Source organism: Brucella anthropi (genome assembly GCF_046630315.1).
Classification (GTDB): Bacteria; Pseudomonadota; Alphaproteobacteria; order Rhizobiales; family Rhizobiaceae; genus Brucella; species Brucella anthropi_A.
In genome coordinates, this window is record NZ_LQBD01000006.1 from 77,007 (window position 1) to 100,258 (window position 23,252).

A 23,252-nucleotide genomic window follows, 5' to 3' on the forward strand; every position below is an offset into this window, starting at 1 on the left:
CGAAATGTCCAGACGCCATAAGGCTGAGAAGCGTGAGATCAATCCGGATCCGAAGTTCGGCGATCTCGTTATCACGAAGTTCATGAATGCAGTCATGCTTCATGGCAAGAAGTCGGTTGCCGAAAGCATCGTTTACGGTGCGCTCGATGCAATCGAAGCCAAGGCCAAGTCCGAGCCGGTCGCGCTGTTCCATCAGGCGCTCGACAACGTAGCTCCGCACATCGAAGTCCGTTCGCGCCGCGTTGGCGGTGCAACCTACCAGGTTCCGGTCGATGTGCGTCCAGAACGCCGCCAGGCACTTGCCATCCGTTGGCTCATCAATGCTGCTCGTGGCCGTAACGAGACGACGATGATCGATCGTCTTTCCGGTGAGCTGCTTGACGCTGCCAACAACCGTGGTTCTGCTGTGAAGAAGCGTGAAGACACGCACCGCATGGCTGAAGCCAACCGCGCCTTCTCGCATTACCGCTGGTAATCGTCGAAACCTATTCAAAGAGCGACTATCATGGCCCGCGAATATAAAATCGAAGACTACCGCAATTTCGGTATCATGGCTCACATCGACGCCGGCAAGACGACGATGACAGAGCGTATCCTGTTCTATACCGGCAAGAACCACAAGATCGGCGAAACCCACGATGGTGCGTCGACCATGGACTGGATGGAGCAGGAGCAGGAACGCGGTATCACGATCACTTCCGCTGCTACGACCACGTTCTGGCAGGGCCGTGACGGTAAGAAGCGCCGCTTCAACATCATCGACACGCCCGGTCACGTCGACTTCACGATCGAAGTCGAACGCAGCCTGCGCGTTCTCGACGGCGCAATCGCGCTGCTCGACGCCAATGCCGGCGTTGAACCCCAGACCGAAACCGTGTGGCGTCAGGCTGAAAAGTACCACGTCCCGCGCATGGTCTTCGTCAACAAGATGGACAAGATCGGCGCCGATTTCTACCGTTGCGTGGAAATGGTTGGCTCGCGTCTTGGTGCAGTCGCTCTTCCGGTTCAGCTGCCGATCGGCGCTGAAAACGAGTTCGAAGGCGTCATCGACCTGATCGAAATGAAGGCCCTGACCTGGGATGGCACCATCGGCGCATCTGCGACGGTTGGTGAAATCCCCGATCACCTCAAGGATCAGGCTGAAGAATACCGCGAAAAGCTCATTGAGCTCGCCGTGGAAATCGACGAAGCCGCCATGGAAGCTTACCTCGAAGGCACCATGCCCACGAATGACGAGCTGCGCGCTCTGATCCGCAAGGGCACCATCGAGGTCAAGTTCCATCCGATTCTCTGCGGTACCGCGTTCAAGAACCGTGGCGTTCAGCCGCTTCTCGACGCCGTTGTGGAATTCCTTCCGGCTCCGACCGACGTGCCTGCCATCAAGGGCATCGACGTCAAGACGGAAACCGAAACCACCCGTGAATCGTCGGATGAAGCACCGCTTTCGATGCTGGCATTCAAGATCATGAACGACCCGTTCGTTGGTTCGCTGACCTTCGCCCGCATCTATTCGGGCAAGCTGACCAAGGGCGTTTCGCTCGAAAACACCGTCAAGGGCAAGCGTGAGCGCATCGGCCGTATGCTGCAGATGCACTCCAACAGCCGTGAAGACATCGACGAAGCTTTTGCAGGCGACATCGTTGCTCTGGCTGGCCTCAAGGAAACCACCACTGGCGATACGCTCTGCGATCCGCTGAAGCCGGTTATCCTCGAGCGCATGGAATTCCCTGATCCGGTTATCGAGATCGCCATCGAGCCGAAGACCAAGGCCGACCAGGAAAAGATGGGCATCGCGCTCAACCGTCTGGCTGCCGAAGATCCTTCCTTCCGCGTCAAGTCGGACGAAGAATCCGGTCAGACCATCATCGCCGGCATGGGCGAACTTCACCTCGACATTCTCGTCGATCGCATGAAGCGCGAATTCAAGGTTGAAGCCAATGTCGGCGCTCCGCAGGTTGCTTACCGTGAATCGATCACCCGCGCTGCGGAAATCGATTACACCCACAAGAAGCAGTCGGGCGGTTCGGGTCAGTTCGCTCGCGTGAAGATCATCTTCGAACCGCATGAAGGCGACGATTTCATCTTCGAATCGAAGATCGTCGGCGGCTCGGTTCCGAAGGAATACATTCCGGGTGTCCAGAAGGGTATCGAAAGCGTCATGGGTGCAGGCCCGCTGGCTGGCTTCCCGATGCTCGGCGTGAAGGCCACCCTGATCGACGGCGCATATCATGACGTTGACTCGTCTGTTCTCGCCTTCGAAATCGCGTCCCGTGCAGCGTTCCGTGAAGGTGCGCAGAAGGCTGGCGCCCAGCTCCTCGAGCCGATCATGAAGGTCGAGGTTGTGACGCCGGAAGATTACGTCGGCGACGTTATCGGCGATCTGAACTCGCGTCGCGGTCAGATTTCCGGCACCGAAGCCCGCGGCATCGCCACGGTCGTCAATGCAATGGTTCCGCTGGCCAACATGTTTGGCTACGTGAATTCGCTGCGTTCGATGTCCCAGGGCCGTGCACAGTACACGATGCAGTTCGACCATTATGAGCCGGTTCCGACGGCGGTCGCACAGGAAATCCAGAAGAAGTTTGCGTAATCGGAGCGCATGTCTCCCGGAAGTGGATACCGGTTCCGGGAGAAAGACATGCGTAATCTGAAGGTTACGCTCCCAATTAAAAGAATGCCTGAGCAGGCTAAATTTACGGAGAGCTCAAATGGCAAAGAGTAAGTTTGAACGTACGAAGCCCCACGTTAACATCGGCACGATTGGTCACGTCGACCATGGCAAGACGTCGCTGACGGCGGCGATCACGAAGTTTTTCGGCGAGTTCAAGGCGTATGACCAGATCGACGCCGCTCCTGAAGAGCGCGCCCGCGGCATCACGATCTCGACGGCGCACGTCGAGTACGAAACCGCAAACCGTCACTACGCACACGTCGACTGCCCCGGCCACGCCGACTATGTGAAGAACATGATCACCGGTGCCGCCCAGATGGACGGCGCGATCCTGGTTGTTTCGGCTGCTGACGGCCCGATGCCGCAGACCCGCGAGCACATCCTGCTCGCCCGTCAGGTCGGCGTTCCGGCAATCGTCGTGTTCCTCAACAAGTGCGACCAGGTTGACGATGCTGAACTGCTCGAACTGGTTGAACTGGAAGTGCGCGAACTTCTGTCGAAGTACGACTTCCCGGGCGACGAAGTTCCGATCATCAAGGGCTCGGCTCTGGCTGCTCTGGAAGATTCCTCGAAGGAACTGGGCGAAGATGCCGTCCGCAACCTGATGGACGCCGTCGACAGCTACATTCCGACCCCGGAACGTCCGATCGACCAGCCGTTCCTGATGCCGATCGAAGACGTGTTCTCGATCTCGGGCCGCGGTACGGTTGTGACGGGTCGCGTTGAGCGCGGTATCGTCAAGGTTGGTGAAGAAGTTGAAATCGTCGGCATCAAGACGACGACGAAGACGACGGTTACCGGCGTTGAAATGTTCCGCAAGCTGCTCGACCAGGGCCAGGCCGGCGACAATATCGGCGCTCTGATCCGCGGCGTTGGCCGTGAAGACGTCGAACGCGGCCAGGTTCTCTGCAAGCCGGGTTCGGTGAAGCCGCACACCAAGTTCAAGGCAGAAGCCTATATTCTGACCAAGGACGAAGGTGGCCGTCATACGCCGTTCTTCACGAACTACCGTCCGCAGTTCTACTTCCGCACGACGGACGTGACCGGTGTTGTCACGCTGCCGGCCGGCACCGAAATGGTCATGCCTGGCGACAACGTCGCCATGGACGTCACCCTGATCGTGCCGATCGCCATGGAAGAGAAGCTCCGCTTCGCTATCCGTGAAGGCGGCCGCACCGTCGGTGCAGGCATCGTCTCCTCGATCATCGAGTAATGAAGGTTTGTGCAGGAGCGTCTCTCCGGAGACGCTCCGCGTAACAAGGAACAGATGAAATGAACGGTCAAAACATCCGCATTCGCCTGAAGGCGTTTGATCATCGGATCCTTGACGCTTCGACGCGGGAAATCGTGTCGACTGCCAAGCGTACCGGTGCAAATGTGCGCGGACCGATCCCGCTTCCAACACGGATCGAGAAGTTCACGGTTAACCGGTCGCCGCACATCGACAAGAAGAGCCGCGAGCAGTTCGAGATGCGCACGCACAAGCGTCTTCTCGATATCGTTGACCCGACCCCGCAGACGGTGGACGCGCTGATGAAGCTCGATCTGTCCGCCGGTGTCGATGTCGAGATCAAGCTTTAATCGGCTTGAGGACGGAAGGAACGAACCCGATGCGTTCAGGTGTTATTGCACAGAAGCTGGGCATGACCCGCGTCTATAACGACGCCGGCGAGCATGTGCCGGTGACGGTTCTCCGCATGGAGAATTGCCACGTGGTAGCTCAGCGTACAGTTGAAAAGAACGGTTACACGGCTGTTCAGCTTGGCGTTGGTATCGCCAAGGTAAAGAACACGTCCAAGGCTATGCGCGGTCATTTCGCGAAGGCCGAGGTCGAGCCGAAGGCGAAGGTCGCGGAATTCCGCGTTTCGCCGGACAACCTCCTCGAAGTCGGCGCTGAAATCACCGCCGAACACTTCGTCGCCGGCCAGAAGGTCGATGTGACGGGTACTTCGATCGGTAAGGGCTTTGCCGGTGTCATGAAGCGTCACAACTTCGCCGGTCATCGCGCTTCCCATGGTAACTCCATTACCCACCGCGCTCACGGCTCGACCGGTCAGCGTCAGGATCCGGGCAAGGTGTTCAAGGGCAAGAAGATGGCTGGTCACATGGGCCAGACCCGCGTAACCACGCAGAATATTGAAGTTGTCTCGACGGACAGCGATCGCGGCCTTATCCTGGTCCGCGGTGCGGTTCCGGGCTCCAAGGGCGCCTGGATCATCGTGCGCGACGCGGTAAAGGTCTCGCTGCCTGAGAACGCGCCGAAGCCGGCCGCTCTGCGTGCAGGTGCCGCGAAGGCTGAAGCTGCCGCGACTGAGGGAGCCGAATAATGGATCTCACGATTACCACTCTTGAAGGCAAGGATGCCGGCAAGGTCAAGCTGAACGAAGAAATCTTCGGCCTCGACCCGCGTGACGACATTCTTCAGCGCGTCGTGCGCTGGCAGCTGGCTCGCCGCCAGCAGGGCTCCCACAAGGCTCAGGGCCGTGGCGACGTCAGCCGCACCGGTTCCAAGATGTACAAGCAGAAGGGTACGGGCCGCGCCCGTCACCATTCGGCTCGCGCACCGCAGTTCCGCGGCGGCGGTCAGGCTCACGGACCGGTTGTCCGTTCGCACGACCACGACCTGCCGAAGAAGGTTCGCGCTCTTGGCCTGCGTCATGCCCTGTCTGCAAAGGCAAAGGCATCCGACCTGATCATCATCGATGATCTGGCTGCAACGGAAGCCAAGACGAAGCAGCTTGTTTCGCAGTTCGCCAAGCTCGGTCTTGAAAATGCACTCGTCATCGGCGGTGCGGAGATCGACGTGAACTTCCAGCGCGCGGCTTCGAACATCCCGAACATCGACGTTCTGCCGGTGCAGGGGATCAATGTTTACGACATCCTTCGCCGCGGCAAGCTCGTTCTTTCCAAGGCGGCTGTCGAAGCCCTTGAGGAGCGTTTCAAATGACTGATCTTCGCCATTACGACGTGATCGTCAGCCCGGTTATCACCGAGAAGTCCACCATGGTTTCCGAACACAACCAGGTTGTCTTCAACGTCGCCCGCAAGGCAACGAAGCCGGAAATCAAGGCTGCAGTCGAAGCGCTGTTCGGCGTCAAGGTTACGGCAGTCAACACTGCAGTGCGCAAGGGTAAGGTCAAGCGGTTCCGCGGCCTTATCGGGCGCCAGAGCGACGTCAAGAAAGCGATCGTAACTTTGGCCGAAGGCCAGAGCATCGACGTTTCGACCGGTCTCTGAGAGGCCATGGAGTAAGAGACAATGGCACTCAAGCATTTTAATCCGATCACGCCAGGCCAGCGTCAGCTGGTCATCGTGGACCGCTCGGAACTCTACAAGGGCAAGCCGGTCAAGTCCCTGACCGAAGGTCTGTCCAAGAAGGGTGGCCGCAACAATACCGGTCGTATCACTGTTCGCTTTCAGGGCGGCGGTCACAAGCGTTCGTACCGTTTCGTCGACTTCAAGCGCCGCAAGCTTGACGTCGTCGGCACTGTGGAGCGTCTGGAATACGATCCGAACCGCACCGCGTTCATCGCGTTGATCCGTTACGAAGACGGAGAACTGGCCTACATCCTGGCTCCGCAGCGTCTGGCTGTCGGCGACAAGGTGGTTGCAGGCAATTCCGTCGACGTGAAGCCGGGCAACGCAATGCCGCTCGCTTCCATGCCGGTCGGCACGATCATCCACAATGTCGAGCTGAAGCCGGGCAAGGGCGGTCAGATCGCCCGTTCGGCCGGCACCTATGCACAGCTCGTCGGTCGCGACCAGGGCATGGCCATCCTGCGCCTCAATTCCGGTGAACAGCGTCTGGTTCCAGGTGCCTGCTTCGCTTCGGTCGGCGCAGTGTCCAACCCGGACCACGGCAACATCAACGACGGCAAGGCCGGTCGTTCGGTATGGCGTGGCAAGCGTCCGCACGTTCGCGGCGTTGCAATGAACCCGGTCGATCACCCGCATGGTGGTGGTGAAGGTCGTACCTCGGGTGGTCGTCACCCTGTCACTCCGTGGGGCAAGCCTACGAAGGGCAAGAAGACGCGCTCGAACAAGGCGACCGACAAGTTCATCATGCGTTCGCGCCATCAGCGCAAGAAGTAAGAGAGGTAGTCTGAAGTGGCTCGTTCAGTTTGGAAAGGTCCGTTTGTCGACGGCTATCTTCTCAAGAAGGCTGAGAAGGTACGCGAAGGCGGTCGTAATGAAGTTATCAAGATGTGGAGCCGCCGCTCCACCATCCTGCCGCAGTTTGTCGGTCTGACTTTCGGCGTCTACAACGGCAACAAGCATGTGCCGGTGTCGGTTTCGGAAGAAATGGTCGGACACAAGTTCGGTGAATTCGCGCCTACGCGTACCTATTACGGTCACGGCGCGGACAAGAAGTCGAAGAGGAAGTAACGATGGGCAAGGCTAAAGCTCCCCGTCAGCTCAAGGACAACGAAGCGCAAGCTGTTGCCCGTACGCTGCGCGTCAGCCCGCAGAAGCTGAACCTTGTTGCGAGCATGATCCGCGGCAAGAAGGTGAATGCGGCTCTTGCCGATCTGACGTTCTCGCGCAAGCGGATCGCCGATACGGTCAAGAAGACGCTCCAGTCCGCTATTGCGAACGCCGAAAACAACCATGACCTCGACGTCGATTCCCTGATCGTCGCCGAAGCCTATGTGGGCAAGTCGATCGTCATGAAGCGCTTCCACGTCCGTGGCCGTGGCCGCGCGAGTCGTATCGAGAAGCCGTTTTCGCATCTCACCATTGTTGTCCGCGAAGTCGCGGAAAAAGGGGAGGCCGCATAATGGGTCAGAAGATTAATCCGATCGGTCTTCGTCTCGGCATCAACCGTACTTGGGATTCGCGTTGGTACGCGAATACCGGCGAGTACGGCAAGCTGCTGCATGAAGATGTCAAGATCCGCGAATTCCTCACCGAGGAACTCAAGCAGGCCGCGATCTCCAAGATCGTGATCGAGCGTCCGCACAAGAAGTGCCGCGTGACGATCCATTCGGCTCGTCCGGGCATCATCATCGGCAAGAAGGGTGCAGACATCGAAAAGCTCCGCAAGAAGCTTTCCGAGATGACCAATGCCGATACGTCGCTCAACATCGTCGAAGTTCGCAAGCCGGAAATCGACGCGACGCTGATCGCCCAGTCGATCGCTCAGCAGCTCGAACGCCGTGTGGCATTCCGTCGCGCCATGAAGCGTGCCGTTCAGTCGGCAATGCGTCTTGGAGCCGAAGGCATCCGTATCAACTGCTCGGGTCGTCTGGGCGGCGCGGAAATCGCTCGCATGGAATGGTACCGTGAAGGCCGCGTTCCGCTTCACACGCTGCGCGCCGATATCGACTACGGCACGGCAGAAGCGAAGACCGCCTATGGTATCTGCGGCGTGAAGGTCTGGGTCTTCAAGGGCGAGATCCTTGAACACGACCCGATGGCTTCCGAGCGTCGTTCGGTCGAGGGTGACAATCAGGGTTCCTCGTCGAACCGCCGCCGCGAAAACGCTTAAAAAGCGGGCCGCGGGCGAGAAATTTGGAGTAGAGAACAATGATGCAGCCTAAGCGCACCAAGTTCCGCAAGCAGTTCAAGGGCCGTATCCACGGCAACTCGAAAGGCGGCACGGATCTGAATTTCGGTGCTTTCGGTCTGAAGGCTCTTGAGCCTGAACGCGTCACCGCACGTCAGATCGAAGCGGCTCGCCGCGCGATCACCCGCCACATGAAGCGTGCGGGCCGCGTGTGGATCCGCATCTTCCCTGACCTGCCGGTTACTTCGAAGCCTACCGAAGTCCGTATGGGTAAAGGTAAGGGTTCGGTTGACTACTGGGCATGCCGTGTGGCACCAGGTCGCGTGATGTTTGAGCTTGACGGCGTACCCGAAGATGTGGCACGCGAAGCCCTCAGACTCGGCGCAGCAAAGTTGCCGATCAAGACGCGCTTTATCCAGCGCATTGCTGAATAAGGAGAGGCAACTATGAAAGCCGCAGACGTTCGGGCGAAAAGCCTCGATCAACTGAATGACGAGCTGGGCACCCTGAAGAAAGAGCAGTTCAACCTGCGCTTCCAGAAGGCAACCGGCCAGCTCGAAAAAACCGCGCGCGTGAAGCAGGTTCGCCGCGACATTGCGCGTATCAAGACTATTGCCCGCCAGAAGGCGGCCGCAAGCAAGGCATAAGGAAAAATATAATGCCTAAACGCGTTCTGCAGGGCGTTGTCGTCAGCGACAAGAATGACAAGACTGTTGTGGTCAAGGTTGAGCGCCGCTATTCGCATCCGCTCCTCCAGAAGACCGTGCGTCAGTCGAAGAAGTACAAGGCGCATGACGAAAACAACCAGTTCAAGGTTGGTGATCTCGTTTCCATCCAGGAATCGGCTCCGATCTCGAAGGACAAACGCTGGGTCGTTCTCACGAACGAAGCAGCAGGCTAAATTATAAACACGCAGCTTAGGTAGGGCAGGAGCCCTTAACCAGCTGAGAGGAAAGAAGGCGGCCAGTCATGATTCAGATGCAAACAAACCTCGACGTGGCGGATAATTCCGGCGCACGTCGTGTCATGTGCATCAAGGTGCTGGGCGGCTCGAAGCGGCGTTACGCTTCCGTTGGCGACATCATTGTGGTGTCGATCAAGGAAGCTATTCCGCGCGGCCGCGTCAAAAAGGGTGACGTGATGAAGGCGGTTGTTGTACGCACCGCCAAGGATATCCGTCGTCCGGACGGCAGCGTTATTCGTTTCGATAACAATGCAGCCGTTCTCATCGATAACAAGAAAGAGCCGATCGGCACGCGTATCTTCGGACCGGTTCCGCGCGAACTCCGCGCAAAGAACCACATGAAGATCATCTCGCTGGCTCCGGAAGTTCTGTAAGGAAGCAAGACGATGCAGAAGATTCGCAAAGGCGACAGCGTTGTCGTGCTGTCCGGTAAGGACAAGGGCCGTAAGGGCGAAGTTCTCAAGGTTATGCCGAAGGACGAGCAGGCGCTCGTTCGCGGTATCAACATCGTGAAGCGTCATCAGCGTCAGACCCAGACACAGGAAGCCGGCATCATCTCCAAGGAAGCGCCGATCCACCTGTCCAACCTGGCAATTGCTGACCCCAAGGACGGCAAGCCGACCCGCGTCGGTTTCCGCGTCGAGGACGGCAAGAAGGTTCGTGTCGCAAAACGTTCTGGAGCGCTGATCGATGGCTGAAGCTAAGGCACTTCCCCGCTTCAAGAAGCTTTACAATGAAAACATTCGTAAGGCTCTGCTTGAAGAATTCAAATACGACAACGAGATGCAGATTCCGCGCATCACCAAGGTTGTCCTCAACATGGGCGTCGGCGAAGCCACGGGCGATTCCAAGAAGCCTGCGATTGCCGCTGAAGACCTCAGCCAGATCGCCGGCCAGAAGGCCGTCGTGACCCGCGCCCGTAACTCGATCGCAACGTTCAAGTTGCGTGAAGGCATGCCGATCGGCACGAAGGTTACCCTTCGCCAGGACCGCATGTACGAATTCCTTGATCGTCTTGTCACGATCGCTCTTCCTCGCGTCCGCGACTTCCGCGGCCTGAACCCGAAGAGCTTTGACGGCCGCGGCAACTATGCCATGGGCATCAAGGAGCACATCGTGTTTCCGGAAATCAACTACGATAAGGTTGATCAAATCTGGGGCATGGACATCATCGTTTGCACGACCGCCAAGACGGATGATGAAGCGCGCGCTCTTCTGCGTGCATTCAACTTCCCCTTCCGGCAGTAACGGCAAGCGTAGCGAGGTATATTAATATGGCCAAGACTAGCGCAGTCGAAAAAAACAAGCGCCGCGAAAAGTTGGTTAAGCGTCACGCTGGCAAGCGTGCACGTCTGAAGGCGATCGTCATGGATCAGGGCCTTCCGCTGGAGGAGCGCTTCCGCGCCACTATCCGGCTTGCCGAACTGCCGCGCAATTCATCGAAGGTTCGTATTCGCAATCGTTGCGAAGTTTCGGGCCGTCCGCGTGGTTATTACCGTAAACTGAAGATGTCGCGTATTGCGCTGCGTCAGTTGGGTTCGCTCGGTCAGATTCCGGGCATCGTCAAGTCGAGCTGGTAAGGAGTAGCATATGTCTGTGTCAGATCCTCTCGGCGATATGCTGACCCGTATCCGCAACGCAGTAGGCCGCAAGAAGACCAAGGTTACGACCCCGGCTTCCAAGCTGCGCGCTCGCGTTCTCGATGTCCTTCAGGCTGAAGGTTACATCCGCGGTTACACGCAGAGCGAATTCGAAAACGGCAAGGCCGAGATCGAAATCGAGCTGAAGTACTATGAAGGTGTTCCGGTTATCCGTGAGATCAGCCGCGTATCGAAGCCTGGCCGTCGCGTCTACGTGTCGGTCAAGTCGATCCCGCAGGTCGCGAACGGCCTCGGCATCTCGATCCTCTCCACGCCGAAGGGCGTGATGGCGGATCATGAAGCCCGTGAACAAAACGTTGGTGGTGAGCTGCTCTGCCGCATCTTCTGATGCGGTTGACAGCGAACAGATAAAAGACAGGTATCAAAATGTCTCGTATCGGTAAAAAACCCGTGCCGGTCCCGGCAGGCGTGACCGCCAGTGTTGATGGGCAGATCGTCAAGGCCAAGGGCGCGAAGGGTGAACTCTCCTTCGTCGTGCACGATGAAGTTCTGGTCAAGATGGAAGACGGCGCTGTCCGCGTCGATCCGCGCGACCAGTCGAAGGAAGCTCGTTCGAAGTGGGGCATGTCCCGCACGATGATCTCCAACATCTTTGTTGGCGTGAAGGACGGCTTCGAGAAGAAGCTCGAAATCAGCGGCGTCGGTTACCGCGCTGCCATGCAGGGCAAGAACCTGCAGCTTTCGCTCGGCTTCAGCCATGAAGTGGTCTACGACGTGCCTGCCGGCATCACGGTTGCTGTTCCCAAGCCGACGGAAATCGTCGTCTCTGGCATCGACAAGCAGCAGGTCGGTCAGGTCGCGGCTGAGATCCGCGAATATCGCGGCCCCGAGCCTTACAAGGGCAAGGGCGTCAAGTATGCTGGCGAGAAAATCGTCCGCAAAGAAGGCAAGAAGAAGTAAGGGAAGCGCGTCATGGCATCGCCAAAAGAAACTTTGCAGCGTCGCGCTGCTCGTGTACGCCGCCAGGTCAAGGCTGTCGCCAATGGCCGTCCGCGTCTCAGCGTGCACCGTTCTTCCAAGAACATCTACGCCCAGATCATCGACGACGTCCGCGGCGTTACGCTCGCGGCCGCTTCGACGCTGGACGGCGACCTCAAGGGCAAGCTCAAGACCGGAGCCGATTCCGCAGCAGCCGCTGCCGTCGGCAAGCTGGTTGCTGAGCGCGCCGTCAAGGCTGGCGTCAAGGACGTGGTGTTCGACCGTGGTGCATTCATTTACCACGGCCGCGTGAAGGCTCTCGCCGAAGCAGCTCGCGAAAGCGGCCTTAGCTTCTAATTAGCATTTGTGCTTCCGGAAAAGAAAAAGGAAATCAGGATATGGCACAGAGAGAACGTAACCGCGAAGATCGCGGCCGTGAGGAGCGCGACAGCGAATTCGTCGACAAGCTCGTTCACATCAACCGTGTTGCCAAGGTCGTCAAGGGCGGCCGCCGCTTCGGTTTTGCTGCGCTCGTCGTTGTCGGCGATCAGAAGGGCCGCGTCGGCTTCGGTCATGGCAAGGCACGTGAAGTGCCGGAAGCCATCCGCAAGGCGACCGAAGCTGCCAAGCGCGACATGATCTTCGTACCGCTGCGTTCGGGCCGTACGCTGCATCACGATGTCGAAGGCCGTCACGGCGCCGGCAAGGTTCTGCTTCGCGCAGCCCCTGCCGGTAAGGGTATCATCGCCGGTGGTCCGATGCGTGCAGTGTTCGAAACGCTCGGCGTTCAGGACGTTGTCGCCAAGTCGCTCGGTTCGTCGAACCCTTACAACATGGTTCGTGCGACGTTCGATGCTCTGAAGCATCAGATGCATCCGAAGGACATCGCTGCACAGCGCGGCATCAAGTACTCGACCCTTCAGGCTCGCCGCCATGATGTGGTCGGTTCGGAAGAATAGCCGATAGTTTGTGTTAGTCCGGGGCCGCGCGGTTCCAAGCAAAAGTGTGAAACGGTTTTGCGTTTGGAACTGCGGTAAAAAGGCCGCCGGATACGCCATAGACAAGGAATTTGAGTGATGGCTGAGAAGAAGGGCAAGACGGTTACGGTCGAGCAGATCGGAAGCCCAATCCGTCGTCCAGCCGAACAGCGCGCAACGCTGATCGGTCTGGGTCTTAACAAAATGCACCGCCGCAGCACGCTGGAAGATACTCCGGCAGTCCGTGGCATGATCGCCAAGCTTCCACACCTCGTTCGCGTTGTGGACGAGGCGTGATAGCGCAGGGAGACAGAGATATGAAACTCAACGATCTGCGTGACAAGCCAGGTTCGGTCAAGGCACGCAAGCGCGTCGGCCGCGGTATCGGTTCGGGCACCGGCAAAACCGGTGGTCGCGGCGTCAAGGGTCAGAAGTCCCGTTCGGGCGTCTCGATCAATGGCTTCGAAGGCGGCCAGATGCCAATCTACCGCCGTCTGCCGAAGCGCGGCTTCACCAACATCTTCGCAAAGAGCTTCAATGTTGTGTCGCTCGGCCGTATCCAGGCCGCTATCGATGCAGGCAAGCTCGACGCCAAGGCTGTTGTGAACCTCGATTCGCTGAAGGCTGCCGGCGTGATTCGCCGCGCCAAGGACGGTGTTCGCATCCTTTCGGACGGCGAACTGAAGGCAAAGGTTGCCTTCGAGGTAGCCGGTGCTTCCAAGGCTGCGGTCGAAAAGATCGAAAAGGCCGGCGGCAGCATCAAGCTTCCCGAAGCCGCTGCCGAATAAGGCTTCGATACCAAAATAAAAAGCGGCGGCCTTTGTGCCGCCGCTTGCACATTTATGCCAATGCGCATATCTGGGTAGGGTCTTTTTAGTCTCAAGGTGCGACCGGTGTGGATTGCGCTTTCGGGGGCGGAGGACCGGAGACTTTTCACCGGAGAAATTTAATGGCATCGGCTGCTGAACAGCTAGTTTCCAATCTCAATTTTTCGGCTTTCTCGAAGGCAGAAGAACTCAAGAAGCGCATCTGGTTCACGCTGGGTGCTTTGCTCGTATACCGGTTCGGCACCTATATTCCGCTTCCCGGCATCAATCCTGACGCGCTTGCGCAGGCTTTCCAGCAGCATAGCCAGGGTGTGCTCGGGCTCTTCAACATGTTCGCCGGTGGCGCCGTCGGCCGTATGGCCATCTTCGCGCTCGGCATCATGCCCTATATTTCTGCCTCCATCATCGTGCAGCTCATGACGTCGGTCGTGCCGTCGCTTGAAGCGCTGAAGAAGGAAGGCGAGGCGGGCCGCAAGATCATCAATCAGTATACGCGTTACGGCACGGTGCTTCTGGCGCTCGTGCAGGCCTATGCGATTTCGGTCGGCTTGCAGTCCGGCAACGGCATTGTCACCAATCCGGGGCCGTTCTTCATTGTTTCGTCGGTGATTACGCTCGTCGGCGGCACGATGTTCCTGATGTGGCTCGGTGAGCAGATCACGGCGCGCGGCATCGGCAACGGCATTTCGCTGATCATCTTCTCCGGCATCGTCGCCAACCTGCCGCACGCCATTTCCGGCACGCTGGAACTGGGCCGCACCGGCGCCCTGTCGACCGGCCTTATTCTGGGCGTCATCGTTCTTGCCATCGTGCTGATCGCGGTCATCGTTTTTGTCGAGCGCGCGCAGCGCCGTCTTCTGATCCAGTATCCGAAGCGTCAGGTCGGCAACCGCATGTTCCAGGGCGACACGTCGCATCTGCCGCTGAAGCTCAACACCGCGGGCGTCATCCCGCCGATCTTCGCCTCGTCGCTGCTGCTTTTGCCGGCGACGGTTGCAGGCTTCGCCAATACGACGGAAATGCCTGCCTGGGCGACCACCATTCTCAATGCGCTCGGTCATGGACAGCCGCTCTATATGCTGTTCTACGCCGCATTGATGGCATTCTTCTGCTTCTTCTATACGGCCATCGTGTTCAATCCCAAGGACACCGCTGACCAGCTCAAGAAGCATTCCGGCTTTATTCCGGGCATTCGTCCGGGTGAGCGCACCGCCGAATATATAGACTATGTGCTGACACGCATCACTGTTGTCGGCGCCATCTATATCGTGCTTGTCTGTCTCCTGCCGGAATTCCTGATTTCCGCAACCGGTGTGCCGTTCTATCTTGGTGGCACCTCGCTGCTGATCGTCGTGAGCGTGACGCTCGACACGGTTGCGCAAATTCAGGGGCATCTGATCGCCCATCAGTATGAAGGGCTGATCAAGAAGTCCAAACTCAGAGGTGGGAAACGTAATAGATGAGACTGATACTTCTTGGGCCGCCCGGAGCAGGTAAGGGGACGCAGGCTGGACTTCTTACCAAGAAGCATGGAATTCCTCAGCTCTCGACCGGCGACATGCTGCGTGCAGCCGTCGCCCAGCAGAGCGAAATCGGGAAGCGCGCCAAGGCCGTGATGGACGCGGGGCAACTGGTTTCCGATGAGATCGTGAACCAGATCGTTTCGGAGCGGATCGACGCTCCCGACTGCGCGAACGGTTTCATCCTTGACGGTTATCCGCGCACCGTGCCGCAAGCCCAGGCTCTGGGCGTGATGCTGGCGGGTAAGGGCCTGAAGCTCGATGCGGTCATCGAACTGAAGGTCGATGAGAATGCTCTCGTCAAGCGGATGGAAAGCCGCGTGGCCGAAACGATTGCCAAGGGCGGTCAGGTCCGCTCGGACGACAATCCGGAGGCTTTCCGCAAGCGTCTTGTGGAATACCGCGAAAAGACCGCGCCGCTTTCGAGCTATTATGCCGGAACCGGCGAACTGCGCGTCATCAATGGCATGGCGCCGGTTGAGGAAGTCACCGCTGAAATCGAGCGAATCCTTGTTCCAGCCTGATTGGCCGGCATGAGAAATGAAGGGGCTTGAAGAAGCCTCGATCCAATACGGGCAGGGAAAGCGTGAAGCATTTTCTGCCCGTTTATTGCTTCCAGAAGTTGATTGATTCGTCCGTTGGCCGGGTTTCATGGCTTTACGAACGTTTAAGAGTTGACTTTTTCGGGCGATTCCGTCAAAGACTGCGCCACTTCAACTGGTTTTGAATGGCGGGTAGCGGCGGAAATCGAAAGAGGCCGGTACCGGTCGTTTAATGCTGTCTGGTTGATCGCATCTGCCAGATGGAATTTTTTATAACTCAAGGAGAACAGACGTGGCACGTATCGCTGGCGTCAACATCCCGACGAACAAGCGCGTTGTTATTGCGCTTCAGTACATCCACGGGATCGGACCGAAATTTGCTCGGGAAATCGTAACGAAGGTCGGCATTGCCGATGATCGTCGCGTGAACCAGCTGTCGGATGCTGAAGTCCTTCAGATCCGCGAAGCAATCGATGCTGACTACCAGGTCGAAGGCGATCTGCGTCGTGAAGTTTCGATGAACATCAAGCGCCTGATGGACCTGGGCTGCTACCGCGGTCTGCGTCATCGCCGTTCGCTGCCGGTTCGCGGTCAGCGCACGCACACCAACGCACGCACCCGCAAGGGTCCGGCGAAGGCAATCGCAGGCAAGAAGAAGTAATTTCGACGGAACGCATGTTCCGTCGGGCCTTTCCGGTGCGCCGGTTGGGTTTGATGCTGGTCCTTTTCTTGGGACCGGTGTAGCCGCTGGAATTACGGCGGTGTAGAGATCGATTGAAAGGACTGTCATGGCCAAGGAAGCCACGCGCGTTCGCCGTCGCGAGCGTAAAAACATCTCGTCGGGCGTTGCCCACGTCAATTCGACGTTCAACAACACCATGATCACCATCACGGATGCTCAGGGCAATGCGATTGCCTGGTCGTCTGCCGGTGCCCAGGGTTTCAAGGGTTCGCGTAAGTCGACCCCGTTCGCCGCTCAGATCGCTGCCGAAGATTGCGCCAAGAAGGCGCAGGAACATGGCATGCGCTCCCTCGAAGTCGAGGTTTGCGGACCGGGCTCTGGCCGTGAATCCGCGCTGCGCGCCCTTCAGGCTGCCGGCTTTGTGATCACGTCGATCCGCGATGTTACGCCGATCCCGCACAATGGCTGCCGTCCGCGCAAGAAGCGCCGGGTCTAATCCTCGTTCACATGCCGTATGAGCCTCGGGCTTTTCAAGTTCGGGGTTCCTCTGCGGTTTCTTCACTTGATCGCTACGATAGGATGGTAGTGACGATTGATAGAGGGATACTTACATGATCCAGAAGAACTGGCAGGAACTCATCAAGCCGAACAAGGTGGATTTCATCACCAACGGCTCCCGCACGCATGCAACCGTCGTTGCCGAACCGCTGGAACGCGGCTTTGGCCTGACGCTCGGCAATGCTCTGCGTCGCGTGCTTCTGTCGTCGCTGCGCGGCGCTGCCGTGACCGCTATCCAGATCGATGGCGTTCTGCATGAATTCTCTTCGATTCCGGGCGTCCGCGAAGACGTGACGGATATCGTTCTGAACGTCAAGGAAATCGCCATCCGCATGGAAGGCGAGGGCCCGAAGCGCATGGTCGTCCGCAAGGAAGGCCCAGGCGTCGTTACGGCCGGCGACATTCAGACCGTCGGCGATGTCGAGATCCTCAACCCGGATCACGTCATCTGCACGCTGGACGAAGGCGCTGAAATCCGCATGGAATTCACCGTCAATACCGGCAAGGGCTATGTGCCTGCCGACCGCAACCGCGCGGAAGACGCTCCGATCGGGCTTATCCCGGTCGACAGCCTCTACTCCCCGGTTCGCAAGGTGTCGTACAAGATCGAGAACACCCGTGAAGGTCAGGTTCTCGATTATGACAAGCTGACGCTGAACATCGAGACAAACGGCTCGGTTACGGGTGAAGACGCAGTGGCCTATGCTGCCCGTATTCTCCAGGACCAGCTGGCGATCTTCGTCAACTTCGAAGAGCCGCAGAAGGAAGCTCCGCAGGAACAGGTTGCGGAACTGGCTTTCAACCCGGCTCTGCTCAAGAAGGTGGACGAGCTCGAACTGTCCGTCCGTTCGGCAAACTGCCTGAAGAACGACAACATCGTCTATATCGGCGATCTGATCCAGAAGACGGAAGCCGAGATGCTGCGGACTCCGAATTTCGGCCGCAAGTCGCTCAACGAGATCAAGGAAGTTCTGGCATCGATGGGTCTCCATCTCGGTATGGAAATCCCGTCCTGGCCGCCGGAAAACATCGAAGATCTCGCAAAGCGCTACGAAGACCAATACTAAGCATTTCCAGCGAAAGTGCGAAGCGGTTTCGCGCGGGATAATGCTTGAATTAAAGACCAGCATTTCCAGCGAAAGTGCGAAGCGGTTTCGCGTCGGATAATGCGTAAAACGAAAATGAGACCGGCAATCCGGCTAGAACTAATTAAGGAGAAGGCTCATGCGTCACGGTAACGGATACCGTAAGCTGAACCGCACTGCCTCGCATCGCAAGGCGATGTTCGCCAACATGGCTGCTTCGCTTATCGAACACGAGCAGATTGTGACGACGCTTCCAAAAGCTAAGGAAATTCGCCCGATCGTTGAAAAGCTTGTCACGCTCGGCAAGCGCGGCGATCTGCATGCCCGCCGTCAGGCTATCTCGGCTATTCGCGACGTCAAGCTCGTCGCAAAGCTGTTCGATACGTTGGCTGCTCGCTATGCAACCCGCAACGGCGGCTATATCCGCATCATGAAGGCTGGCTTCCGCGCTGGCGACAATGCGCCTCTGGCCGTTGTCGAATTCGTGGAACGCGACGTCGATGCAAAGGGCAAGGCTGACCGCGCCCGCGTCGAAGCCGAACAGGCCGCTGAAGCAGACGCAGCGTAATCTGCGCTATTTCCGATTGTCAAAAAGGGTCGCCTTGTGCGGCCCTTTTTATTTGCGCTCGCCATGTTCCGGTCATTCCTATGCGGGCGGTTCACGAAAAATTGCCGGTTTGCTCGCCAAGGTCACAATCTGGCCCTTTATCCTTGTCCTCACTTGGCTACATTCAAGATCGAGTCCTGCATGCTTCCCCGGAAGCGGCAGCAAGCTTGATAGACGGAGTATGTGCATGAATTGGCGACGTTTGGGTATAATGGGTCTTGTCGTGGCATCCATCGGACTGGCCGTGCCGTCCGCCATGGCGCAGGCAGCGCCGGCGCAAAAGCAGATACCGCTCAGCCGGGCCGATATGCAGTTGTCCTTCGCGCCGCTCGTGAAGGAAACCACTCCCGCCGTTGTGAACGTCTATGCCGCGCGTCAGGTGCAGGCGCGTTCGCCATTCGCGGGCGATCCGTTCTTCGAGCAGTTCTTCGGGCGGCAGTTTGGCGAAAGCAAACCACGCATCCAGCAATCGCTCGGTTCCGGGGTGATCGTCGACAGTTCGGGCATTGTCGTGACTAACAATCACGTCATCAAGGATGCCGATGAGATCAAGGTTGCCCTGTCGGATGGTCGCGAGTTTGAAAGCAAACTGCTTCTGCGCGATGAAACCACGGATCTTGCCGTTCTGAAAATCGAAGCCAAGGACAAGTTTCCGGTACTGGGGCTCGGCAATTCCGACGATGTCGAGGTCGGCGATCTGGTGCTGGCCGTCGGCAATCCTTTCGGCGTCGGGCAGACCGTGACGAGCGGTATCGTGTCGGCGCAGTCGCGCACACAGGTCGGCATTTCCGATTTCGATTTCTTCATCCAGACGGATGCCGCCATCAATCCCGGCAACTCCGGCGGCGCATTGATCGACATGCGCGGGCGGCTGATCGGTATCAATACAGCCATCTATTCGCGCTCGGGCGGCTCGGTCGGGATCGGCTTTGCTATTCCGTCGAATATGGTTCGCGCCGTTGTCGAGGCGGCGCGAAACGGCAGCACAAGCTTCGAGCGCCCCTATATCGGCGCGACTTTCCAGGGCGTGACCGCCGATCTGGCCGAAGGACTCGGCATGGAAAAGCCTTACGGAGCCCTGATTACCGCGATCGCAAAAGGCGGACCGGCGCAGGCCGCCGGGCTGAAAATTGGCGATGTGGTCCTGTCCGTTCAGGGTGTTCGCGTCGATAATCAGGATGTGCTCGGTTATCGCCTGTCGACGGCGGGCATTGGCAGTACCGTATCGGTCGAAGTCATGCGCAATGGCAAGAACCAGACCATCCCGGTGAAGCTTTCCAAGGCGCCTGAAGTCAAGGAAACCGCGCCGCAGGTCATTGAGGGCGATAATCCCTTTGCGGGCGCCTCCGTGCTGGAACTCACGCCTTCGACGGCGGCAAAACTGCGTCTCAAGCGCGATAGCCGGGGGGTGGCCGTTGTCGATGTCTATTCCGGCTCGCCGGCGGCAAGGCTTGGATTGCGCCCCGGTGACATTGTTCGCAGCATCAACGGCAATCCAATCCGCACGGTGGGCGATATGACTGCCGTACTGGACGCAGGACGCGGTCTTGCCTGGCGGCTTGAGGTGGAGCGCAACGGAACGCTGTTGCGCCAGTTTGTGCGTTAAAACGGGTGCCGGCATAGCGCCGAAAGTTGCATGCCGCTTCGGGTCGCATTATGCCTGAAGCGGCATCAGTTTTGTGATAGAGCAAGTAAATGAGCGACCTTTTTTCAGCAGCGGCTGATCCCAATGCGGACCGCAATCGGCCGCTTGCTGACCGCCTGCGCCCCAGGCATTTGTCGGAAGTGACCGGTCAGGAGCATCTGACCGGCCCTGAAGGCGTGCTGACGCGCATGATTGCCTCCGGTTCGCTCGGCTCCATGATCTTCTGGGGGCCTCCGGGCACCGGCAAGACGACTGTTGCCCGCCTGCTGGCGGGCGAGACCGATCTGGCGTTTGAACAGATTTCCGCGATCTTCTCCGGTGTTGCCGATCTCAAGAAGGTTTTTGAAGCGGCCCGCGCGCGGCGCATGTCGGGGCGGCAGACGCTGCTTTTCGTGGATGAGATTCATCGCTTCAATCGCGCCCAGCAGGATAGTTTTCTGCCGGTCATGGAAGACGGCACCGTTATTCTGATCGGCGCCACGACGGAAAACCCGTCTTTCGAACTCAATGCCGCTCTTTTGTCGCGGGCGAGGGTGCTGACTTTTCATCCGCATGACGGGACGAGCATTGCAACGCTTCTGGCCCGTGCCGAAGAGCAGGAGGAGCGGCCTTTGCCGCTCGATGAGGAGGCGCGGGCAAGCCTCATTCGCATGGCTGATGGCGATGGGCGCGCGGCTTTGACACTTGCCGAAGAAGTCTGGCGTGCGGCGCGTCCCGGCGAAATCTTTACCGCGGAAAAGTTGCAGGATGTCGTGCAGCGCCGGGCTCCGGTCTATGACAAGGGCCAGGACGGGCATTACAATCTCATTTCGGCGCTGCATAAATCCGTGCGGGGGTCGGACCCCGACGCGGCGCTCTATTATCTTTCCCGTATGTTCGATGCGGGCGAAGATCCGCTATATCTTGGACGACGCCTCGTGCGCATGGCGGTGGAAGACATTGGCCTTGCCGATCCGCAGGCCCTGGTCGTCTGCAATGCCGCCAAGGACGCCTATGACTATCTGGGCTCGCCGGAAGGGGAGCTGGCGCTGGCGCAGGCCTGCGTCTATCTCGCGACGGCCCCGAAGTCGAACGCCGTCTATGTGGCCTATAAAGCCTCGATGCGCGCCGCGAAGGAAAACGGTTCGCTTCTGCCGCCGAAGCATATTCTCAACGCGCCGACCAAGCTGATGAAGAATGAGGGGTATGGCGAGGGCTACGCTTACGACCATGACCAGCCCGACGCCTTTTCGGGGCAGGATTACTTTCCGGAAAGCATGGGCAGGCAGAAATTCTACGATCCGCCGGAGCGGGGTTTCGAGCGGGATATTCGCAAGCGCCTGGACTATTGGGCGCGGCTGCGGCAGGAGCGTCAGGGACGACGCTGACGTCTGGAGCGGGCTCGCTTTTGATGGAAACGTTCTATCCCCATAGTTATCCACATTCATCCACAGTTTGAGCCGCCTGCATCGCCTTGGGCGGCTTTTGTTTTGCGCCTTCACGCAGGGTTTGAAGCGGTCGGGAACCGCCGACCCATCGTTAGAGCGGTTCCGGTTTAAACGGAATCGTCGGAACCGCTCTAACTATTTGTTTTGTCGCATTATCCTCACGCAAAACCGTTTCACACTTTTGCTGGAAATGCTCTGGAAAGGTCTTTTTAATCTTTACGCTTTATCAATTTTTGCAAAGAGACGAGGTTTTCCATGATGCGCGTTTTGTTTCTCGTCGCGCTCGTGATCCTTGGAGGCTGTGCGACCGCCCCACGGCAGGTCAACAATGTATGTGCGGTCTTCGATCAACGCGACGGATGGTTCAATAACTGGCAGACGGCTGCCACGCGGGTTTCACGCGAGTTCGGGGTGCCGGTTCCGGTTCTGATGGCCACGATCTATACCGAATCCGGCTTCCGGCCCTATGCCCGCCCGCCGCGCACCAAGATTCTCTGGATCATTCCATGGAAACGGCCTTCCAGCGCCTATGGTTATTCGCAGGCGCTGAACGGCACCTGGAACCGTTACAAGCGGGAAACAGGCCGCTGGACCGCATCGCGCACCAATTTTGCAGACGCCGTCCATTTCATCGGCTGGTATCACTATCAAAGCTATCTGAAGAACGGCATCAATCGTGCCGATGCCTACAGCCTTTATCTTGCTTACTATTCGGGACATGGCGGCTATGCGCGCGGTGCCTGGCGCGGCAATGCAACGGCGCTCAATGGCGCGAAACGCGCCCAATCCATGGCCAATCGTTATGCCGTGCAGCTGCGCCGTTGCGGCGGCGTCCGTTAAAACGCGAAAGGCCGGTTTCATGCAGATTTGTGACACCTTCCGGCCTTAATCGATATTATTATGCGAGCGGATTCGCTAATTGAGGATGACCATTCCATGCTGAAGAAGATCGGTATTGCCCTTTTCGCCGCCACATTTCTGGCTGGCTGCACCACTGATCCCTATACGGGGGAACAGAAGATGTCGAACACCGCCGGCGGTGCTGCGCTGGGCGCGGCTGTGGGCGCACTCGGCGGCTTGATGGTCGGCGGTTCCAGCCGCGCGCAGCGCAATGCCGTCTTGATCGGTGCCGGTATCGGCGCGCTCGGCGGCGGCGCCATCGGCAATTACATGGATCGTCAGGAAAACGAACTTCGCGCGCAGTTGCAGGGCACCGGCGTGTCCGTGACCCGCAATGGCGACCAGATCATCCTGAACATGCCTTCGAGCATCACTTTCGATACCGATCAGGACCAGGTGAAGAGCCAGTTCTATCCGACGCTCAATTCCGTTGCGATCGTGCTGCGCAAGTTCAACCAGACCCTCGTGGACGTTTACGGCCATACCGATTCGACCGGCAGCGCCAGCTACAATCAGGGCCTCTCGCAGCGCCGCGCCGCTTCGGTTGCAAGCTATCTCGGTTCGCAGGGCATCGACCCGCGCCGCTTTGCCGTCATCGGCTATGGGGCAAGCCAGCCGGTTGCCACCAACGCAACGCCGGAAGGCCGTGCGCAGAACCGTCGCGTGGAAATCCAGATTTCGCCGCTTCGCGCCGCCAGCTGATTCCATTTCGCACATTCAGTCACCGCAAAAACGCAGTCCTTCGAAAGAAGGGCTGCGTTT

Annotated in this window: 34 protein-coding genes; all 34 read left to right on the top strand. The window is 58.4% G+C overall.

The genetic code is table 11. The annotated features are described in order from the left end of the window. The first annotated feature begins 4 nt into the window (after positions 1–4). Entirely contained in the window at positions 5–475 is a 471-nt protein-coding gene (gene rpsG, locus AVM02_RS04470) for a 30S ribosomal protein S7 (RefSeq protein ID WP_006467033.1), read from the top strand. 30 nt (positions 476–505) lie between these two features. Next, positions 506–2,590: an elongation factor G gene (gene fusA / locus AVM02_RS04475; RefSeq protein WP_411505811.1), complete on the top strand. Its 2,085-nt coding sequence runs from the start codon at positions 506–508 to the stop codon at positions 2,588–2,590. A 118-nt stretch (positions 2,591–2,708) separates the two neighbouring features. Then, positions 2,709–3,884, top strand: a complete 1,176-nt coding sequence (gene tuf, locus AVM02_RS04480) for an elongation factor Tu (protein ID WP_411505812.1) — start codon at positions 2,709–2,711, stop codon at positions 3,882–3,884. 59 nt (positions 3,885–3,943) lie between these two features. Further along, on the top strand, positions 3,944–4,252 hold the full coding sequence (rpsJ, locus tag AVM02_RS04485; protein ID WP_002964363.1) for a 30S ribosomal protein S10: 309 nt from the start codon (positions 3,944–3,946) through the stop codon (positions 4,250–4,252). Positions 4,253–4,281: 29 nt separating this feature from the next. Next, complete coding sequence (gene rplC, locus AVM02_RS04490; protein ID WP_139976078.1) at positions 4,282–4,998, top strand: 50S ribosomal protein L3; 717 nt, start codon at positions 4,282–4,284, stop codon at positions 4,996–4,998. Beyond that, a complete protein-coding gene (gene rplD / locus AVM02_RS04495) occupies positions 4,998–5,618 on the top strand; it encodes a 50S ribosomal protein L4 (RefSeq protein ID WP_411505813.1) in 621 nt (206 codons plus the stop codon). Before rplC ends, rplD begins: the two co-directional genes overlap by 1 nt. Continuing rightward, positions 5,615–5,908: a 50S ribosomal protein L23 gene (locus tag AVM02_RS04500; RefSeq protein ID WP_006467028.1), complete on the top strand. Its 294-nt coding sequence runs from the start codon at positions 5,615–5,617 to the stop codon at positions 5,906–5,908. Before rplD ends, AVM02_RS04500 begins: the two co-directional genes overlap by 4 nt. Before the next feature lie 21 nt (positions 5,909–5,929). Further along, positions 5,930–6,763, top strand: coding sequence for a 50S ribosomal protein L2 (gene rplB, locus AVM02_RS04505; protein WP_112591563.1), 834 nt, complete (start codon positions 5,930–5,932; stop codon positions 6,761–6,763). 15 nt (positions 6,764–6,778) lie between these two features. Then, entirely contained in the window at positions 6,779–7,057 is a 279-nt protein-coding gene (gene rpsS, locus AVM02_RS04510) for a 30S ribosomal protein S19 (RefSeq protein WP_006467026.1), read from the top strand. A gap of 2 nt (positions 7,058–7,059) precedes the next feature. Next, positions 7,060–7,449, top strand: coding sequence for a 50S ribosomal protein L22 (gene rplV, locus AVM02_RS04515; RefSeq protein ID WP_010659918.1), 390 nt, complete (start codon positions 7,060–7,062; stop codon positions 7,447–7,449). Further along, entirely contained in the window at positions 7,449–8,159 is a 711-nt protein-coding gene (gene rpsC, locus AVM02_RS04520; protein ID WP_411505814.1) for a 30S ribosomal protein S3, read from the top strand. The genes rplV and rpsC overlap by 1 nt, the downstream gene beginning before the upstream one ends. Before the next feature lie 38 nt (positions 8,160–8,197). Further along, the gene (gene rplP, locus AVM02_RS04525; RefSeq protein WP_002964355.1) at positions 8,198–8,611 is read left to right on the top strand and encodes a 50S ribosomal protein L16; all 414 of its coding nucleotides are present in this window, start codon (positions 8,198–8,200) and stop codon (positions 8,609–8,611) included. A gap of 12 nt (positions 8,612–8,623) precedes the next feature. After that, the gene (rpmC, locus tag AVM02_RS04530) at positions 8,624–8,824 is read left to right on the top strand and encodes a 50S ribosomal protein L29 (protein ID WP_006467022.1); all 201 of its coding nucleotides are present in this window, start codon (positions 8,624–8,626) and stop codon (positions 8,822–8,824) included. Between the two features lie 11 nt (positions 8,825–8,835). Then, positions 8,836–9,078, top strand: coding sequence for a 30S ribosomal protein S17 (gene rpsQ, locus AVM02_RS04535; protein WP_010659919.1), 243 nt, complete (start codon positions 8,836–8,838; stop codon positions 9,076–9,078). A gap of 68 nt (positions 9,079–9,146) precedes the next feature. Continuing rightward, positions 9,147–9,515 carry a 50S ribosomal protein L14 gene (rplN, locus tag AVM02_RS04540; RefSeq protein ID WP_004683923.1) on the top strand — a complete coding sequence of 123 codons (369 nt, stop codon included), beginning with the start codon at positions 9,147–9,149 and terminating at the stop codon, positions 9,513–9,515. A 12-nt stretch (positions 9,516–9,527) separates the two neighbouring features. Next, entirely contained in the window at positions 9,528–9,839 is a 312-nt protein-coding gene (gene rplX, locus AVM02_RS04545) for a 50S ribosomal protein L24 (RefSeq protein WP_006467020.1), read from the top strand. Further along, the gene (gene rplE / locus AVM02_RS04550) at positions 9,832–10,389 is read left to right on the top strand and encodes a 50S ribosomal protein L5 (RefSeq protein WP_100650252.1); all 558 of its coding nucleotides are present in this window, start codon (positions 9,832–9,834) and stop codon (positions 10,387–10,389) included. Before rplX ends, rplE begins: the two co-directional genes overlap by 8 nt. A 26-nt stretch (positions 10,390–10,415) precedes the next feature. Next, positions 10,416–10,721, top strand: a complete 306-nt coding sequence (gene rpsN / locus AVM02_RS04555; RefSeq protein WP_104756407.1) for a 30S ribosomal protein S14 — start codon at positions 10,416–10,418, stop codon at positions 10,719–10,721. 10 nt (positions 10,722–10,731) lie between these two features. Next, positions 10,732–11,130 carry a 30S ribosomal protein S8 gene (gene rpsH, locus AVM02_RS04560; protein WP_411505815.1) on the top strand — a complete coding sequence of 133 codons (399 nt, stop codon included), beginning with the start codon at positions 10,732–10,734 and terminating at the stop codon, positions 11,128–11,130. Between the two features lie 38 nt (positions 11,131–11,168). Then, positions 11,169–11,702 (top strand): 50S ribosomal protein L6, encoded by a 534-nt coding sequence (gene rplF / locus AVM02_RS04565; protein WP_411505816.1) that lies wholly within the window; start codon positions 11,169–11,171, stop codon positions 11,700–11,702. Positions 11,703–11,714: 12 nt separating this feature from the next. Next, complete coding sequence (gene rplR / locus AVM02_RS04570; RefSeq protein ID WP_006467011.1) at positions 11,715–12,077, top strand: 50S ribosomal protein L18; 363 nt, start codon at positions 11,715–11,717, stop codon at positions 12,075–12,077. A 41-nt stretch (positions 12,078–12,118) separates the two neighbouring features. Continuing rightward, positions 12,119–12,679 carry a 30S ribosomal protein S5 gene (gene rpsE, locus AVM02_RS04575; protein WP_006467009.1) on the top strand — a complete coding sequence of 187 codons (561 nt, stop codon included), beginning with the start codon at positions 12,119–12,121 and terminating at the stop codon, positions 12,677–12,679. Between the two features lie 117 nt (positions 12,680–12,796). Further along, positions 12,797–12,994, top strand: a complete 198-nt coding sequence (gene rpmD / locus AVM02_RS04580) for a 50S ribosomal protein L30 (RefSeq protein ID WP_002967737.1) — start codon at positions 12,797–12,799, stop codon at positions 12,992–12,994. Positions 12,995–13,014: 20 nt separating this feature from the next. Further along, positions 13,015–13,485, top strand: a complete 471-nt coding sequence (gene rplO / locus AVM02_RS04585; protein ID WP_002964343.1) for a 50S ribosomal protein L15 — start codon at positions 13,015–13,017, stop codon at positions 13,483–13,485. A gap of 161 nt (positions 13,486–13,646) precedes the next feature. Next, the gene (gene secY / locus AVM02_RS04590; protein ID WP_411505817.1) at positions 13,647–14,987 is read left to right on the top strand and encodes a preprotein translocase subunit SecY; all 1,341 of its coding nucleotides are present in this window, start codon (positions 13,647–13,649) and stop codon (positions 14,985–14,987) included. Next, positions 14,984–15,568, top strand: a complete 585-nt coding sequence (locus AVM02_RS04595) for an adenylate kinase (protein ID WP_411505818.1) — start codon at positions 14,984–14,986, stop codon at positions 15,566–15,568. The genes secY and AVM02_RS04595 overlap by 4 nt, the downstream gene beginning before the upstream one ends. 310 nt (positions 15,569–15,878) lie before the next feature. Further along, positions 15,879–16,247 (top strand): 30S ribosomal protein S13, encoded by a 369-nt coding sequence (gene rpsM, locus AVM02_RS04600; RefSeq protein WP_006467002.1) that lies wholly within the window; start codon positions 15,879–15,881, stop codon positions 16,245–16,247. 127 nt (positions 16,248–16,374) lie between these two features. Beyond that, entirely contained in the window at positions 16,375–16,764 is a 390-nt protein-coding gene (gene rpsK, locus AVM02_RS04605; protein ID WP_002964339.1) for a 30S ribosomal protein S11, read from the top strand. A 115-nt stretch (positions 16,765–16,879) separates the two neighbouring features. After that, positions 16,880–17,893, top strand: coding sequence for a DNA-directed RNA polymerase subunit alpha (locus tag AVM02_RS04610; protein ID WP_122001593.1), 1,014 nt, complete (start codon positions 16,880–16,882; stop codon positions 17,891–17,893). 157 nt (positions 17,894–18,050) lie between these two features. Continuing rightward, a complete protein-coding gene (gene rplQ / locus AVM02_RS04615; protein WP_006467000.1) occupies positions 18,051–18,479 on the top strand; it encodes a 50S ribosomal protein L17 in 429 nt (142 codons plus the stop codon). Positions 18,480–18,705: 226 nt separating this feature from the next. Then, the gene (locus AVM02_RS04620; RefSeq protein ID WP_411505819.1) at positions 18,706–20,124 is read left to right on the top strand and encodes a DegQ family serine endoprotease; all 1,419 of its coding nucleotides are present in this window, start codon (positions 18,706–18,708) and stop codon (positions 20,122–20,124) included. Between the two features lie 89 nt (positions 20,125–20,213). After that, positions 20,214–21,530: a replication-associated recombination protein A gene (locus tag AVM02_RS04625; RefSeq protein WP_411505820.1), complete on the top strand. Its 1,317-nt coding sequence runs from the start codon at positions 20,214–20,216 to the stop codon at positions 21,528–21,530. Between the two features lie 315 nt (positions 21,531–21,845). After that, entirely contained in the window at positions 21,846–22,430 is a 585-nt protein-coding gene (locus AVM02_RS04630) for a transglycosylase SLT domain-containing protein (protein WP_411505821.1), read from the top strand. A gap of 96 nt (positions 22,431–22,526) precedes the next feature. Continuing rightward, complete coding sequence (locus tag AVM02_RS04635; protein WP_411505822.1) at positions 22,527–23,192, top strand: OmpA family protein; 666 nt, start codon at positions 22,527–22,529, stop codon at positions 23,190–23,192. Positions 23,193–23,252 lie beyond the last annotated feature (60 nt).

Coding starts and splice junctions, on each gene's coding strand:
- rpsG (WP_006467033.1), top strand. CDS start 5: ATGTCCAGACGCCATAAGGCTGAGAAGCGTGAGATCAATCCGGATCCG.
- fusA (WP_411505811.1), top strand. CDS start 506: ATGGCCCGCGAATATAAAATCGAAGACTACCGCAATTTCGGTATCATG.
- tuf (WP_411505812.1), top strand. CDS start 2,709: ATGGCAAAGAGTAAGTTTGAACGTACGAAGCCCCACGTTAACATCGGC.
- rpsJ (WP_002964363.1), top strand. CDS start 3,944: ATGAACGGTCAAAACATCCGCATTCGCCTGAAGGCGTTTGATCATCGG.
- rplC (WP_139976078.1), top strand. CDS start 4,282: ATGCGTTCAGGTGTTATTGCACAGAAGCTGGGCATGACCCGCGTCTAT.
- rplD (WP_411505813.1), top strand. CDS start 4,998: ATGGATCTCACGATTACCACTCTTGAAGGCAAGGATGCCGGCAAGGTC.
- AVM02_RS04500 (WP_006467028.1), top strand. CDS start 5,615: ATGACTGATCTTCGCCATTACGACGTGATCGTCAGCCCGGTTATCACC.
- rplB (WP_112591563.1), top strand. CDS start 5,930: ATGGCACTCAAGCATTTTAATCCGATCACGCCAGGCCAGCGTCAGCTG.
- rplV (WP_010659918.1), top strand. CDS start 7,060: ATGGGCAAGGCTAAAGCTCCCCGTCAGCTCAAGGACAACGAAGCGCAA.
- rpsC (WP_411505814.1), top strand. CDS start 7,449: ATGGGTCAGAAGATTAATCCGATCGGTCTTCGTCTCGGCATCAACCGT.
- rplP (WP_002964355.1), top strand. CDS start 8,198: ATGATGCAGCCTAAGCGCACCAAGTTCCGCAAGCAGTTCAAGGGCCGT.
- rpmC (WP_006467022.1), top strand. CDS start 8,624: ATGAAAGCCGCAGACGTTCGGGCGAAAAGCCTCGATCAACTGAATGAC.
- rpsQ (WP_010659919.1), top strand. CDS start 8,836: ATGCCTAAACGCGTTCTGCAGGGCGTTGTCGTCAGCGACAAGAATGAC.
- rplN (WP_004683923.1), top strand. CDS start 9,147: ATGATTCAGATGCAAACAAACCTCGACGTGGCGGATAATTCCGGCGCA.
- rplX (WP_006467020.1), top strand. CDS start 9,528: ATGCAGAAGATTCGCAAAGGCGACAGCGTTGTCGTGCTGTCCGGTAAG.
- rplE (WP_100650252.1), top strand. CDS start 9,832: ATGGCTGAAGCTAAGGCACTTCCCCGCTTCAAGAAGCTTTACAATGAA.
- rpsN (WP_104756407.1), top strand. CDS start 10,416: ATGGCCAAGACTAGCGCAGTCGAAAAAAACAAGCGCCGCGAAAAGTTG.
- rpsH (WP_411505815.1), top strand. CDS start 10,732: ATGTCTGTGTCAGATCCTCTCGGCGATATGCTGACCCGTATCCGCAAC.
- rplF (WP_411505816.1), top strand. CDS start 11,169: ATGTCTCGTATCGGTAAAAAACCCGTGCCGGTCCCGGCAGGCGTGACC.
- rplR (WP_006467011.1), top strand. CDS start 11,715: ATGGCATCGCCAAAAGAAACTTTGCAGCGTCGCGCTGCTCGTGTACGC.
- rpsE (WP_006467009.1), top strand. CDS start 12,119: ATGGCACAGAGAGAACGTAACCGCGAAGATCGCGGCCGTGAGGAGCGC.
- rpmD (WP_002967737.1), top strand. CDS start 12,797: ATGGCTGAGAAGAAGGGCAAGACGGTTACGGTCGAGCAGATCGGAAGC.
- rplO (WP_002964343.1), top strand. CDS start 13,015: ATGAAACTCAACGATCTGCGTGACAAGCCAGGTTCGGTCAAGGCACGC.
- secY (WP_411505817.1), top strand. CDS start 13,647: ATGGCATCGGCTGCTGAACAGCTAGTTTCCAATCTCAATTTTTCGGCT.
- AVM02_RS04595 (WP_411505818.1), top strand. CDS start 14,984: ATGAGACTGATACTTCTTGGGCCGCCCGGAGCAGGTAAGGGGACGCAG.
- rpsK (WP_002964339.1), top strand. CDS start 16,375: ATGGCCAAGGAAGCCACGCGCGTTCGCCGTCGCGAGCGTAAAAACATC.
- AVM02_RS04610 (WP_122001593.1), top strand. CDS start 16,880: ATGATCCAGAAGAACTGGCAGGAACTCATCAAGCCGAACAAGGTGGAT.
- rplQ (WP_006467000.1), top strand. CDS start 18,051: ATGCGTCACGGTAACGGATACCGTAAGCTGAACCGCACTGCCTCGCAT.
- AVM02_RS04620 (WP_411505819.1), top strand. CDS start 18,706: ATGAATTGGCGACGTTTGGGTATAATGGGTCTTGTCGTGGCATCCATC.
- AVM02_RS04625 (WP_411505820.1), top strand. CDS start 20,214: ATGAGCGACCTTTTTTCAGCAGCGGCTGATCCCAATGCGGACCGCAAT.
- AVM02_RS04630 (WP_411505821.1), top strand. CDS start 21,846: ATGATGCGCGTTTTGTTTCTCGTCGCGCTCGTGATCCTTGGAGGCTGT.
- AVM02_RS04635 (WP_411505822.1), top strand. CDS start 22,527: ATGCTGAAGAAGATCGGTATTGCCCTTTTCGCCGCCACATTTCTGGCT.